Consider the following 13099-nt stretch of genomic DNA (forward strand, 5'->3'; position numbering starts at 1 on the left):
AAAATCTTTGGAAAGAACTATTGGTTTTCTATCTGTGGTCGATGGAACAATTTCTTATCTTTATGAACCTATGGACGAGCTGGTAGACATTCTGGATGAGCAGGGCAACCCGACCGGACAATCGTGTTTGAAGTCGGAAGCGCACCGAAAGGGGCTATGGCACCCTACCATCCATGTTTGGCTCTATACACAGGAGGGAAAGGTACTGATCCAACAACGTGGAAAGCACAAAGATACGCATCCCCTACTTTGGGACGTGTCAGTGGCCGGCCATGTGGCCGCCGGGGAAAATATTCCGCTTGCCGCGGTCCGGGAAGTACAGGAGGAAGTGGGACTCACCATTTCCGAAGCGGACTTGGAGCCTATTGGCACTTTTAAGGCCATCCATAAAATTTCCGAGGTCTTTATCGATGCGGAGCTCCATCACCTCTTTTTATGTGAGCTAAAAGTCCCTATCACCGCACTGACCAAACAAGAAAGCGAAGTGGATGCCCTGGAACTGATTCCGCTCTTCCGATTTGCCGAGGAAACTTGGGGTCTGGCCAATGCGGCCAACTATGTGCCCCACGGCCCCACCTACTACAAAACCATCGTAAAGGAGATCAAAAATCGGATTTGACAGCTTCTGCAAATTGTGCAAAAGCACCCAGACCATAGACCTTCTGGTCGCCGGTTTTCATATTCTTGGCCACAAAGTTGCCCTCGGCCAGTTCCTGTTCACCCAAAAGGACCACATAGGGAACTCCACGCTTATCGGCATACTTGAACTGCTTCTGCATTTTGGCATCCATAGGGTACAGATCGGCCCTCAAGCCCAATTGGCGTAAAGAGGACACCAATTTGAGGGCGGCCAAACCTTCCTGCTTTCCAAAGTTGAGACAGAGCACGTCCAACGAAGTGTCCAAGCTGTCCGGGAAAAGGCCCAATTCTTCCAGAACGAGATAGATGCGGTCCAACCCGAAGGAAATGCCCACACCACTGACGTCCTTCAAACCAAAGATTCCGGTAAGGTCGTCGTAACGGCCTCCACCGCCAATGGAACCCATGCTGACGCCGTCGGGAGCGGCCACTTCAAAAATGGCCCCGGTATAGTAGTTGAGCCCACGCGCCAAGGTCACGTCCAATTGCAATTGAGCAGACTGTAGCCCAATCATCCCCACGGCAGAAATGATCTCTTCCAGTTCCGCAACCCCGAGCATGCCCACTTCTGAGTTGGTAAGCAGGGTTTTCAGTTGCTCCAATTGTTCCGAAGCGGAGCCGGACATCTCGAATAGCGATTGTGCTTTGGCTATGGCATTTTCAGAAATGCCCTTTTCCATCATTTCGGCCTTCACCTTCTCCTCTCCTATCTTGTCCAATTTATCAAGGGCTACCGTAAAATCGACCAACAGATGTTTGGCCCCGATCACTTCGGCAATCCCAGACAGGATTTTTCGGTTGTTGATCTTGATGGTGGTGCCCTTCAATCCCAAATCGGTAAAAACAGCATCGTAGAGTTGTACAAATTCCGCTTCCTGCAACAGGGAATTGGCCCCTACCACATCGGCATCACACTGGTAAAACTCACGGAAACGACCTTTTTGGGGCCTGTCGGCACGCCAAACGGGCTGAATCTGGTATCTTTTAAAAGGAAAATCAATTTCGTTCTGGTGCATCACCACATAGCGGGCAAAGGGCACGGTAAGGTCATAACGAAGGGCTTTTTCTGATATTTTTGGGGTCAGCGATGTGGAATTTTTGGAGCTATAGGTCACATCATCCACTTTCGAAATAAAATCCCCGGAATTCAAGATCTTAAAGATCAATCGATCTCCTTCTTCCCCATATTTGCCCATCAAAGTGTCCGAATTTTCAAAAGATGGGGTCTCTATCGGCATGAATCCAAAGGTTTCAAAATGCTTTTTGATGTTTTGGATGATATAGTTGCGCTTAGCGACCTCTGCCGGTGAAAAATCCCGGGTCCCTTTGGGTATGGATGGTTTCTGTGCCATGTGGTTTTTAAAATTCTCGTGCAAATATACACCAATCAAATTGGTCATCCGTCAGATCAAAAGGGGCATCCGTCAATTCATCCAAAAATTATAAAAATATAAACCTATGTTTATTCAATTCTTTAACCAACTATATGAAACTAAAAACGATATTACTACTGGGATTGGTCATCAATTTAGCTTTGGTTTCTTGTTCGGGTGAAAATGGTGAACAGGGAGTCCAAGGCGAGCAAGGAATTCAAGGTGTGCAGGGACCGCAAGGTGAGCAGGGTTCTCAAGGCGAACCTGGGCAAGATGGCAACACCAATGCACAACGTATTATTATAGACCTTAGCGACATTCAACAAAATCAAACAGACATATTCTTTGAAATCCCTGAATTGACACAGGAAAGATTGCAAAGCCATTATGTTTTGGCATATTTAAAGACTAGTAATGAACTATATCCCATTTATGTAGCAATCCCTGGTGCGGTAAAAGAATTGGACAGAAAATTCATTTTCTATTATACAGTAGGTGAAATTTTCATTGGGGTTTCTAGCTTGGATGGATCTGATTTAACCAAGGGTTGGGTTCTTGCTGCAGAGTTTACAGAGCTCCATCTTATTCTCATTGAAATTCAGAACATAAATGGCAAATTGACGCAGGATGAGATGTTTTCACTGAAGAATTATGGAGTGGATGCAAATGACTATAATGAGGTGATTCGTTTCTTTGGATTGGAATAGATGTTGAACGATTTCAATACCAAATCCATATGATTATTACCTGACACGAATTGCACGAATCAACACGAATACTTTTGATTTTGTGACTTGCTCTTGCACTTCTGCTTTCATGGGGTTACTCCATAATCTGTTCAAACCATTGGTAGAGCTCACCTTTGGTGATGACGGCTCCTTGCTTCAAAAGTTCAAACTTGTCCACGTTCTTGTCCTCGCCATAGGCCTTGGATGCAGTAAGGTATTCCACAAAATCGGACTGGAAATTGCGCTTGAACCAACCAAATCCTTCATGGGTCCGCAGGTCGATCTCAGGATTCAGGACTTTTACGGAAAGGAGCTTCATTTCCTTCTCCGTAAGGTGGAACAGATGCATGTGCTGTTCGGAAATGTTCTCCAGGTATTCCACTTTGGACAACACCCCTTCCCAGATCAGGTCGCTGAACACATCCAACTCTTCTTCGGCCACCTCTGGCTTATCGGCCTTGAGGGTTGCCCATTCGTCGGCCGTGATGGACTGTGTGGCCAAAAAATTGATGAACTCCGGGTGCAGTTCCTCCAGTTGTTCCTTGGTCAATCGTTTGTACTTCATGGTGCAAAAATAAAAAAGACAGGTTGTTGATGTCCCAAAAAGCGGGAACAAAAAAAGGGCCATGCAAGCACGGCCCTCTATAAATCATATCACATTGAGATCAATTCGCCTCGGCGATCACTTCAAAAGGGAATTCCAATACAACTTCCCTGTGAAGCCTAATGGTAGCCTCGTAAGGACCAACTCGTTTGATAGATCCACCTTTGATATTGATGAATTTTCTCTCAATTTGGTGTCCTTCCTTGTCCAAAGCCTCTGCCAAATCAATGTTGGTCACAGATCCGAACAATTTGTCACCGGCACCAGCTTTGGCAGCGATGCGGATCTGCAATTGTTTAAGGGCTTCGGCAATCTTGGTGGCCTCATCAACGATTTTCTTCTCTTTGTGGGCTCTTTGCTTAAGGTTCTCGGCCAAAACTTTTTTGGCAGATGGAGTGGCCAATGTGGCCAAACCTTGTGGGATAAGGTAGTTTCTGCCGTAACCGTTCTTTACGGAAACGATATCATCCTTAAATCCCAAATCCTGTACATCTTCTCTTAGAATAAGTTCCATTCTTCGGTATTTTTTATTTCAACATATCGCCAACGTACGGCATTAACGCAATGTGACGGGCACGCTTAACGGCCTGGGCCACTTTTCTCTGGTATTTCAAGGAAGTACCTGTAAGTCTTCTAGGAAGCAGTTTCCCTTGCTCGTTCACCAATTTCATCAAGAAATCCGGGTCTTTGTAATCAATGTATTTGATACCTGATTTCTTGAACCTACAGTATTTCTTTTGCTTGTTGGTCTCGATATTGAGAGGGGTCAGATATCTGATTTCCCCGTCCTTTTTTGCTTTTGCTTGTTGTTCTATGGATGCCATGTCCCTATGCGTTTGCTTTTAATTTGGTTCTTCTTTTCTCTGCCCAAGCAATTGCATGCTTGTCCAGTTTAACGGTCAAGAAACGCATGATGCGCTCATCTCTCCTGAATTCCAACTCGTAGGGGCCGATGGCCTCACCTGGAGCGGTGAATTCGAACAAGTGGTAAAAACCACTTTTTTTGTGCTGAATGGGATAGGCCAATTTTTTAAGTCCCCAATCTTCCTTGGAGACCATTTTGGCACCATTCGTAATCAAGAAATCCTCAAATTTCTTGACTGTTTCCTCTATCTGGGTGTCAGATAGAACGGGATTCAAAATGAAAACAGTTTCGTAATGGTTCATATTATATATTTTTAAAGGAGCGCAAAAGTAATAATTATTCCTTCTCCTTGCAAGAAAACCAAAAAAACTTCGTTTAAATCACAAGAGTTATCAACAATGAAGAACCCCATAAACCTAAATAACGTAAAAGGTAATATACACAACAAAATAGACCATGTTTACATCTTTTGTTGCTCTTAAGCGTCTTTTTTATGTAATTTGCCGATGATTTAAAACCCTACAAATCACCCCATTCTATGAAATTAAAAAGTATAATTGTAGACGATTCTTCCATGCAGCGGATGGCCGTTGCTAAATTGGTCAACAATCATCCACATCTTGCTTTGGTTGCTGAATACAGTAACGCCATTGAAGCCAAAAATGGCCTGAAGAACCACGACATCGACCTTATCTTTTTGGATGTGGAAATGCCGATCATCAGTGGTTTTGACCTTCTAGAGGCCCTAGAGAACCCACCACAGGTCATCTTGATCACAGGGAAACCCGATTATGCCCTCAAGGCATTTGATTATGATGTGACCGATTACCTTCACAAACCCATCACCTTGGCCCGTTTTGAAGCCTCTGTAAAAAGAGCTGTTGCCAAATTTGAGCAGATCAACCGGGTAGATGAGGACGAAGAACACATTTTTGTAAAGAGCAACCTTAAGAAACGTAAGGTTATCCTAAACGACATTAAATGGATCGAAGCGCTTGGGGATTACATCAAATTGGTGACCGATGAAGCCAATATCGTGATCTTGTCCACCATGAAATCTTTCGAACAGCAGTTGCCTGCCGAAAAATTTCTGCGCATCCATAAATCTTACATCGTGAATCTGGAAAAAATCGAAAAGTTCAACAGTAAAAATGTTGAGGTCGGTGGCAGACAGATTCCATTGAGCAGAAACAAAAAGACGGAGCTGGCAGAAGCGCTCGCCAACGTATAGTCAAAAGCTATATGTGGTCCACATTGTAGACCAGTCTTACACTTTTATACTTTGAAATAGCATTGAAGGATTTTTCAATTCTTTTAATGCTATTTTTTGTTTGTGCCAACGACTGTTTTTTGGGGATCTTGATCAAGATGTTTTTCAGGTAGTCCCGCCGAATCCTGCCCACAGGAGGGTATTCCGGCCCCAAAATCTGGTGTCCGAGCACATTGCGGAGCGAGTCGGCCAGCCATTGGGCGGCCTCGTTCAGTTTGTTGTAGTCCCTGTCCTTCAACGTGATCTTTATGATCCGCACCAAAGGTGGGTATTTGAACTGTTCGCGTTCGTACAACTGTTCCACGAACATTTTATCATAATCGTGGGTGGTGACCTGTTGCAGGATCTGATGGTAGGGATTATAACTTTGGATGAGCACTTTTCCCCTTTTCTGGGTCCGCCCTGCCCTACCCGCCACTTGGGTCAGCATTTGAAAACTCCGCTCATGGGCACGGTAGTCGGGAAAATTGAGCATCGTGTCCGCATTCATGATACCCACCAAACTCACATTCCTGAAATCCAGACCTTTGGTCACCATTTGGGTGCCCACCAATATGTCCATTTCTTGGTTCTCGAAGGCTGAAATGATCTTTTCGTAGGCATATTTTCCCCGTGTCGTATCCAAATCCATTCGTCCCACATTGATTTCGGGGAACAGTTGACCCAATTCTTCCTGGATCTGTTCCGTCCCAAATCCTTTTTTGTCCAACGTAGGACTTCCGCAGGCCAGGCACGCCTGTTGCAATGCTATATGGTAACCGCAATAGTGACAGCGAAGCTGGTTCATGCGTTGGTGGTAGGTCAAACTCACATCGCAATTGGGACATTGGGCCACGTGCCCGCAAGTAGTACACTCCACCACTGGGGCAAATCCCCTTCGGTTCTGAAAAAGGATGACCTGCTCCCCTGCTTCCAAAGTTTCGGAAATGGCATTGATCAAGGTTTCGGAAAAATGGCCCTTCATCCGCTTTTTTCGGGTGGCTTCTTTGATATCCACCAAATTGATGTCGGGCATCAGCACATTTCCATATCGATATTGAATCGAAGCATAGCCATATTTCCCTTTTCTGGCATTGTACATACTTTCTATGCTCGGCGTGGCCGAACCCAAAACGGTGTGGGCCTTATGCAGCGAGGACAGCACAATGGCCGCATCACGGGCATGATATCTGGGCGCGGGATCAAATTGCTTGAAGGAACTTTCATGCTCCTCATCCACCACAATGAGCCCCAAATTGGAGAAAGGCAAAAACAAGGAGGAACGGGCACCGATGACAATCTGTGCCTTATCGGCGCTTTTCAGCACATTGTTCCAGACCTCAACGCGTTCGTGGATACTGTATTTGGAATGGTAAACGGACACTTTGTGCCCAAAATAGTCCCTCAACCTATTGATCAACTGGGAGGTAAGCGCAATTTCAGGCAAGAGATAGAGCGCCTGTCGGCCACCGTCCAAACATTGCTGGATCAATTTTACATATACCTCTGTTTTTCCCGATGAGGTGACCCCATGCAGCAAAACCGGCCTGTCCTCCGCCAAACCTTTGTTGATATCCTCCAACGCCTTGCTTTGGTGTTCGTTCAGGGCAATGTTCCGAGCTTCCTCAGATTCCTCGTTGTACTCCACCCGATCTTGCCTGATCTGATATTCTTTTAGAATATCCTTATCGATAAGGGCCTTGATCACGGCCTTGGAGCTACCACTTTGCTTTTCCAGCTCGGTGATGGGGATGGGCTTGTTGTTCCCGCTCCGCAATTGAAAAAGGGAGAGTACCACTTGGCTCTGTTTGGGCGCCCGGGAAAGTTCATTCAGCAGCTCTTCCAATTGTTGGTCATCGTCATACTTCTCGGAAAGTTTCACATAGCGGACCAATTTAGGTTTGTACTGTTCGTAGAGTTCTTCCTTTTGCCGGACCACTCCTTTCTGTACCAACCTGTTGACCAAGGAAAGGACGTTCTTCTTGTCCACGATATCGCTGATTTCCTGGATATGGAGAGCTGACTGGTGCTGCAATGCTTCATAGATCAGAAATTCATCATCAGTGAGTTCCATTTCGTCCACACTTGCCTCTTTGTTGGGCAGGATCAAAGTCTCACTTTCCAATAAAAAGGCACTGGGCAATGCACTGCGAATCACTTCCCCCAGGGTACACATGTAATACTTGGCCAACCATTCCCAATGCTGCAGCTGAAATGGACCCACAAGGGGGGCATCATCCAGAATTTGATAGATTTCCTTGGCTTCGTATGCAGTCGGGGCATTTTGGTGTACCCGATAGGCCAGGGCCGTATATATCTTTGATTTCCCAAAGGGAACGGCAACGCGCATTCCCGGCTGGATAAAGTCTGCCTCCCGTTGGGTAATGCTATAGGTAAATAGTCTTTCTAAAGGGATGGGAAGAACAACCTCCAAAAAATATTCCATACACTACTCCTCAATCACCCTGTGCCAGGTCTGTGTTCTGTGCAAAAAGGCCAGATAGCCCCTCACCTTCAGTCGATTATTGTTTTCATCGTCCAGCCAGACCTTGCCCCTAAAGGTCATTCCCTGTTCGGGATCGAACAACCTGTCCCCCTTGTATTCCCCTCTTCCATTGTCCTCGAAATCGTCCATGATCTTCATGCCGAGCACCGGTTTGTCCTTCAGCTCGCCATCGCATTTGGTACAGAGGGCATCTTGCTTTCCTTCTTCCAATATTTTGACCACCCTGGCATGCATCAGGCCATCTTCCTTATAGATTTCAATGATCGCCTTGGCAACACCGTTACGGTCATCAATGGTTTTCCATTTGCCGAAAACAGTCTGTGACCACACCCCCTGAACACACAGAAAGCCTATCAGGAAAATGCACTTATGGATTGTTCTGCTGCCTTTCATGTCGTTTTTTTAGAGAGTTGAGGGTTGCGTTGAGTTCAAAACCCAACAGTAAGATATTGGAATTTAACCAAATGAACACCATCAAGATCAATAATCCTCCCAATGCTCCATAAAGTTCGTTGTATCGGGCGAATTTTTCCACATATATCCCAAAAAGATATGAGGTCAGAAGGAACAAAAGTGTGGTCATGAGTGCCCCTGCCGAAAAAAATCGCGCATTCCTCCCTTCGGCGGTCCCAAAATAATACAGGATGGAAGTGGTAAGGTAGGACAGGCTCAGGAAAAAGATAATCTTGGCCGCTTGTATGCCCACATCGTCCCCTTTTTCAACATCGTAGCCCAAGGTCTTCCCGAGATATTGACTCGTGTATTCCACAATATAAAACTCGAAGTACACAAAGGCCACGGCCCCAATGATCAGCAAAATGGAAAGGATGAGCCCCACCATGAGCGCATAGGCATACTGCCTGAAAAAATTACGGGTAAGCTCCACATGGTACGAATTTTCGAATCCTCCGAAAATGGCGTTCACCCCATTGGCCACCAAAAAGATGGACACCAAGAATGCCGATGACAGCAGCCCCCCTTGCTTCTGGTCCTTGATCTGCTGATAGATGTCGCCAAAATAATCACTGGTGGCCGACGGAAGGAAGGATTCCAAAAAATCGAGGAACTGTGCATCGAAATTTTCATTGCCCACACTCACGAAGGGAATGATGAAGGGAATGAGCGTCACCAAAAAGATGAGCAACGGAAACAGGGCCATAAAAAGACTGAAGGCAATGGAGCTGGCACGGGAGGACAGCGTCCCCTTCACGATGCCCACCAAGTACATTTCCATCACATCATAGAAGGACAGGCCCTCAAAAGCCTTTAGTTTGATGCGTTTCAACAAGCGCACCAACCAATTGACCACGGGTATTTTCTCCAATTGCTCTTCTATGGCCACTGACATCTACACGGCTTTTAAACTAAGGTCCATATTATAGACCGAATGGGTGAGTGCACCGGAGGAAATATAATCAACTCCACATTCGGCATACGTCCGGATGGTTTCTTCGTTGATCCCTCCAGAGGATTCGGTCTGGCATTTGCCGTCTATGCGTTTTACGGCTTCGCGGGTCTGCTCGTAGTCAAAATTGTCCAACAGGATGCGGTGCACTCCATCGGATTGTAGAATTTCATCGACCTCGGTCAAATCCCTGGCCTCCACAATGATTTTTAGGTCCTTGCCCTTTTCCTTGAGGTATTCCTGGGTCTTTTGAATGGCCTTGGTGATGCCCCCCGCAAAATCGATATGGTTGTCCTTCAACATCACCATGTCGTACAGGGCGAACCTATGGTTCTCGCCACCGCCGATCTTTACGGCCCATTTTTCCAACGCCCGGATGCCCGGGGTGGTCTTTCGGGTGTCCAAGATCTTGGTGTCCGTGTCATCCAAAAGGGACACAAAATCCTGGGTCTTGGTGGCAATGGCACTCATGCGCTGCATGGCGTTCAGTACCAACCGCTCCGCCTTTAGGATGCTTTGGGAGCTTCCTTCCACATAAAAAACGACATCCCCATATTTTACAGGACTTCCATCTTCCATCAGGACATCCACCTTCAATTTAGGGTCGATGTAACGAAAAACCAGCTTGGCAAATTCCACACCGGCAATGATGCCCTCATCTTTCACCAACAGTTTGGCCTTTCCGGTGGCCGATGATGGAATACAGGCCAACGAACTGTGGTCACCATCACCAACATCTTCACGCACCGCATTGGAAATGATCAGATCCAGTTCTTTTTGAAATTGTTCTTCAGAAATCATGCATTTGGGTTTCCACGAAAATACTAAAAACATTGGTGTTGTTTTGTGATTTGGTTATTGAGTTATTGGGTTATTGATGTCCGATGCTCGAAGACTGATGTCTGATGCCCGAAGTCTGAAGTGTCACGTTGAGCGTAGTCGAAACGTCGGAAGTCAGATGTTAGAGCATAGAACAGAGAAAATAGACTTGGATGATTCGGTTACTGGGTTATTCGTGATGCTTGACATTCTGAAAAACGCGGAGCATTTGATGAATCTGATCCTGTAAGAGATTCTTCGCGTTGCTCAGAATGACAAAGTCTGCTGCATACTGAAACAACTGTAACCTGAAACATAAAACTTGGAACCCAAAACCCATAGTTCCACCTGCATTTGAACTTGAAACTTGCACTTGGGCTTTTCCCCCTCAACCCAAAACTACCATCCGTCAACCCAAACCACACATCCGTCAGATCGTGCAAAAATCTTTTTCGCCCATTTCCCATCTTGCCGCGTTATTCACCCTAAAACAAAAAAATGTTATGGAAAACATCATGAAAAAATTGGGACTTACCATCCTTGCCATGGCCCTTGTATGGTCCTGTGGAAAGGATGATGGGCCCACCGACCCAAAACCATCCGACAAGAACACGGCCCCAGTGATAGCAGCACAGGAATTCACTGCCTTTGAGGGCATTACCGAAGCCCAAGTTATCGGAACCGTTGTGGCCACCGATGCGGACAAGGACGCCCTTACCTTCTCCATCAAGACCAACGACAATGCCCTTTTCGAGATCACGGCCGCTGGGGCCCTGAGCCTGGCACCCGGCAAGGCGTTGAGTTTCGCCACCAAGGCACAGCACAGCATCACCGTGGAAGTGACCGATGGGGAGGATGCGGCAACGGCCGCCATCACCATCAAGGTGAGCCAGACCGTTCCACAGAACACCGCTCCCGAGTTTACGTTTAACAATGGGGGTGAATTCATAGAGTTCACTGTTCAAGAGGATGTCTCGGATACGGATGTCATTGGCACTGTCCTAGCTACAGATGCAGATGGCGATGAGCTTACCTTTAGCATCAAGACCAATAGCGATGACCTCTTTGAGATCACCACTACAGGAGAACTCTCTTTGTTCACTGGCAAGAGTCTGGACTATGAAACTGCAACTTCTTACAACATTACCGTTCAGGTAAGCGACGGACTAGCCTTAGTAGAAGAAACTGTGACCATTGTTGTAGAGGATATAGAAGAAGATATAGATCCTGGCCCTGCCAACGACCCCAACGCCTTCATCACCATCTGGAAAACTGATGCCGACAACGAGGAAATTGTCATAGGTACCAACAACTCTTTCACCTATGACTATACAATCCAATGGGGTGATGGCACTTCAGAACAGATTACTTCCAACACTCCTGTCAGCCACATCTATGCCACAGCTGGTAACCACACCGTAGTCATTAAGGGTACATTCCCTTCAATTCAGTATATCAATGGGGTGACCACACCATCCAAATTGCTGTCCATAGAGCAGTGGGGTACCATTGCTTGGAAGCTTTTGAATCGTGCTTTTGCCTATTGTACAAACATGACCTATAATGCCACAGATACTCCAGATCTTTCCCAAGTGACCAACATAGGGTATATGTTCTATAAAACAGATGCTTTCAATGGACCGATAGGAGATTGGGACACCTCCCATGTGACCAACATGTCCAATATGTTCAATGAAGCTACTGCTTTCAATCAGAACATTGGAGACTGGGACACCTCCCATGTGACCAACATGTTCAACATGTTCAATAAAGCCACTGCTTTTGACCAGAACATAGGTGGTTGGGACATCTCCAGCGTGACCAATATGGCTGGGATGTTTGACAATTGTGGCATGTCAGTGTCCAAGTTCAGGGATACCCTTGTGGGATGGAAAAACTTTGTGGTACAAAATAACGGCCCGGATGGGGTGACCCTCGGTGCCGATGGAATCATTTTTTGTCCAGAGAGTGTTGAAGCCGTAGTGATCTTAACCAATCACAATTGGGTCTTCACAGGGAATGCCTCCCAACAGAACACCTGCGACTGATCCCGAAAAAATTGGACTATATGCATTAAAATTTACCACCGTGAGGCCCTTGGTCTTTCGGTGGTTTTTTTGTTAAGTTATTTGGTTACAGGTTTATTCGGTTATTTGGATTGTTGGTGCAGGTCATTCTGAAAATACGGAGTGTTTGAAGAATCTGTCCAGAGAGGGATTATTTGATGGTCTGGAGTCAGAGGTCAGAAGTCTGACTATTGTGATATTGGTAATTGACAATTGTTCATTGCAAATCGGATTTTCCTTTTACCCTTGAACCCTTCACCTTTATCCTCAATTGTATTCCCTCCTTTGACTTTTGATCCCAACCGCTTTCTTTCCCCATAAAGAGCTACTTTTGGATCATGCAGATTACATTGATTGCCATAGGAAAAACAGACAAGGCCGAACTGGAGCAACTGATAGCCCTATATGAGAAGCGGCTAAAACACTACATCAAGTTCGAGTTTGTGGTACTGCCCGATATCAAAAACAGTAAAAACCTATCGGAGGCCCAACAGAAGGAAAAGGAAGGGGAACTCATTTTGGCGCAGCTACAGCCCACCGATACCCTGGTGCTTTTGGATGAAAATGGCAAACAATATACATCACTGGATTTTGCCCAATTTCTGCAAAAGAAAATGAACAGTGGCCTTAAAAACCTGGTCCTGGCCATTGGTGGTCCCTATGGGTTCAGTGACGCGGTCTATGCCAAATGCTCTGGAAAAATCAGTCTTTCCAAAATGACCTTTTCCCACCAAATGGTCCGCTTGTTCTTGGTGGAACAATTGTACAGAGGATTCACCATCCTACGGAACGAACCGTATCATCACCAGTAATCCTTAAATTCAAGAGACAGGAATCAAGAAACA

Annotated in this window: 14 protein-coding genes; 5 read left to right on the forward strand and 9 right to left on the reverse strand. The window is 46.0% G+C overall.

Features of this window, described 5'->3' with window-relative positions; genetic code table 11:
• Positions 1-7 precede the first annotated feature (7 nt).
• On the forward strand, positions 8-619 hold the full coding sequence (locus tag DB398_RS03030) for an NUDIX hydrolase (RefSeq protein WP_313777779.1): 612 nt from the start codon (positions 8-10) through the stop codon (positions 617-619).
• Here DB398_RS03030 and hisS read toward each other — a convergent pair.
• Positions 603-1991 (reverse strand): histidine--tRNA ligase, encoded by a 1389-nt coding sequence (gene hisS, locus DB398_RS03035; RefSeq protein WP_108423210.1) that lies wholly within the window; start codon positions 1989-1991, stop codon positions 603-605. The genes DB398_RS03030 and hisS overlap by 17 nt on opposite strands.
• 134 nt (positions 1992-2125) lie before the next feature.
• Here hisS and DB398_RS03040 point away from each other — a divergent pair, with 134 nt between their 5' ends.
• On the forward strand, positions 2126-2719 hold the full coding sequence (locus DB398_RS03040; protein WP_108422938.1) for a collagen-like triple helix repeat-containing protein: 594 nt from the start codon (positions 2126-2128) through the stop codon (positions 2717-2719).
• 115 nt (positions 2720-2834) lie between these two features.
• Here DB398_RS03040 and DB398_RS03045 read toward each other — a convergent pair whose 3' ends face one another.
• The 4 genes from DB398_RS03045 to rpsF all read right to left on the reverse strand — a co-directional run bounded on the left by DB398_RS03045 (position 2835) and on the right by rpsF (position 4511).
• Positions 2835-3305, reverse strand: coding sequence for a DUF6495 family protein (locus DB398_RS03045; protein WP_108422939.1), 471 nt, complete (start codon positions 3303-3305; stop codon positions 2835-2837).
• Between the two features lie 100 nt (positions 3306-3405).
• Complete coding sequence (gene rplI / locus DB398_RS03050) at positions 3406-3858, reverse strand: 50S ribosomal protein L9 (RefSeq protein ID WP_108422940.1); 453 nt, start codon at positions 3856-3858, stop codon at positions 3406-3408.
• A 13-nt stretch (positions 3859-3871) separates the two neighbouring features.
• Positions 3872-4168, reverse strand: a complete 297-nt coding sequence (rpsR, locus tag DB398_RS03055; protein ID WP_072882551.1) for a 30S ribosomal protein S18 — start codon at positions 4166-4168, stop codon at positions 3872-3874.
• A gap of 4 nt (positions 4169-4172) precedes the next feature.
• Positions 4173-4511, reverse strand: coding sequence for a 30S ribosomal protein S6 (rpsF, locus tag DB398_RS03060; protein ID WP_108422941.1), 339 nt, complete (start codon positions 4509-4511; stop codon positions 4173-4175).
• A 236-nt stretch (positions 4512-4747) separates the two neighbouring features.
• Here rpsF and DB398_RS03065 point away from each other — a divergent pair, with 236 nt between their 5' ends.
• Positions 4748-5440 carry a LytR/AlgR family response regulator transcription factor gene (locus DB398_RS03065; protein WP_108422942.1) on the forward strand — a complete coding sequence of 231 codons (693 nt, stop codon included), beginning with the start codon at positions 4748-4750 and terminating at the stop codon, positions 5438-5440.
• A gap of 7 nt (positions 5441-5447) precedes the next feature.
• Here the strand turns inward: DB398_RS03065 and priA are convergent, their stop codons facing one another.
• The 4 genes from priA to nadC are packed head-to-tail and all read right to left on the reverse strand — an operon-like array spanning position 5448 to position 10170.
• On the reverse strand, positions 5448-7904 hold the full coding sequence (gene priA / locus DB398_RS03070; RefSeq protein ID WP_108422943.1) for a replication restart helicase PriA: 2457 nt from the start codon (positions 7902-7904) through the stop codon (positions 5448-5450).
• A gap of 3 nt (positions 7905-7907) precedes the next feature.
• Entirely contained in the window at positions 7908-8357 is a 450-nt protein-coding gene (locus DB398_RS03075; RefSeq protein ID WP_108422944.1) for a DUF2147 domain-containing protein, read from the reverse strand.
• Positions 8332-9312 carry a YihY/virulence factor BrkB family protein gene (locus DB398_RS03080; RefSeq protein ID WP_108422945.1) on the reverse strand — a complete coding sequence of 327 codons (981 nt, stop codon included), beginning with the start codon at positions 9310-9312 and terminating at the stop codon, positions 8332-8334. The genes DB398_RS03075 and DB398_RS03080 overlap by 26 nt, the downstream gene beginning before the upstream one ends.
• Positions 9313-10170: a carboxylating nicotinate-nucleotide diphosphorylase gene (gene nadC, locus DB398_RS03085; protein WP_108422946.1), complete on the reverse strand. Its 858-nt coding sequence runs from the start codon at positions 10168-10170 to the stop codon at positions 9313-9315. It lies immediately after the preceding gene.
• A gap of 521 nt (positions 10171-10691) precedes the next feature.
• Here nadC and DB398_RS03095 point away from each other — a divergent pair.
• Both DB398_RS03095 and rlmH read left to right on the forward strand, forming a co-directional pair.
• A complete protein-coding gene (locus DB398_RS03095; protein ID WP_108422948.1) occupies positions 10692-12236 on the forward strand; it encodes a BspA family leucine-rich repeat surface protein in 1545 nt (514 codons plus the stop codon).
• 356 nt (positions 12237-12592) lie between these two features.
• Positions 12593-13066, forward strand: coding sequence for a 23S rRNA (pseudouridine(1915)-N(3))-methyltransferase RlmH (gene rlmH, locus DB398_RS03100; protein ID WP_108422949.1), 474 nt, complete (start codon positions 12593-12595; stop codon positions 13064-13066).
• The last annotated feature ends 33 nt before the right edge of the window (positions 13067-13099 follow it).

The sequence above is a fragment of the Flagellimonas amoyensis genome (genome assembly GCF_003058265.1).
GTDB classification, from domain to species: domain Bacteria; phylum Bacteroidota; class Bacteroidia; order Flavobacteriales; family Flavobacteriaceae; genus Flagellimonas; species Flagellimonas amoyensis.

Bases quoted from the DNA above. Each gene is read 5' to 3' on its own strand.
- DB398_RS03095 (WP_108422948.1), top strand. From the start codon at position 10,692: ATGGAAAACATCATGAAAAAATTGGGACTTACCATCCTTGCCATGGCC.
- priA (WP_108422943.1), bottom strand. From the start codon at position 7,904: ATGGAATATTTTTTGGAGGTTGTTCTTCCCATCCCTTTAGAAAGACTA.
- DB398_RS03080 (WP_108422945.1), bottom strand. From the start codon at position 9,312: ATGTCAGTGGCCATAGAAGAGCAATTGGAGAAAATACCCGTGGTCAAT.
- nadC (WP_108422946.1), bottom strand. From the start codon at position 10,170: ATGATTTCTGAAGAACAATTTCAAAAAGAACTGGATCTGATCATTTCC.
- DB398_RS03040 (WP_108422938.1), top strand. From the start codon at position 2,126: ATGAAACTAAAAACGATATTACTACTGGGATTGGTCATCAATTTAGCT.
- hisS (WP_108423210.1), bottom strand. From the start codon at position 1,991: ATGGCACAGAAACCATCCATACCCAAAGGGACCCGGGATTTTTCACCG.
- rlmH (WP_108422949.1), top strand. From the start codon at position 12,593: ATGCAGATTACATTGATTGCCATAGGAAAAACAGACAAGGCCGAACTG.
- rpsF (WP_108422941.1), bottom strand. From the start codon at position 4,511: ATGAACCATTACGAAACTGTTTTCATTTTGAATCCCGTTCTATCTGAC.
- DB398_RS03045 (WP_108422939.1), bottom strand. From the start codon at position 3,305: ATGAAGTACAAACGATTGACCAAGGAACAACTGGAGGAACTGCACCCG.
- rpsR (WP_072882551.1), bottom strand. From the start codon at position 4,168: ATGGCATCCATAGAACAACAAGCAAAAGCAAAAAAGGACGGGGAAATC.
- DB398_RS03065 (WP_108422942.1), top strand. From the start codon at position 4,748: ATGAAATTAAAAAGTATAATTGTAGACGATTCTTCCATGCAGCGGATG.
- DB398_RS03075 (WP_108422944.1), bottom strand. From the start codon at position 8,357: ATGAAAGGCAGCAGAACAATCCATAAGTGCATTTTCCTGATAGGCTTT.
- rplI (WP_108422940.1), bottom strand. From the start codon at position 3,858: ATGGAACTTATTCTAAGAGAAGATGTACAGGATTTGGGATTTAAGGAT.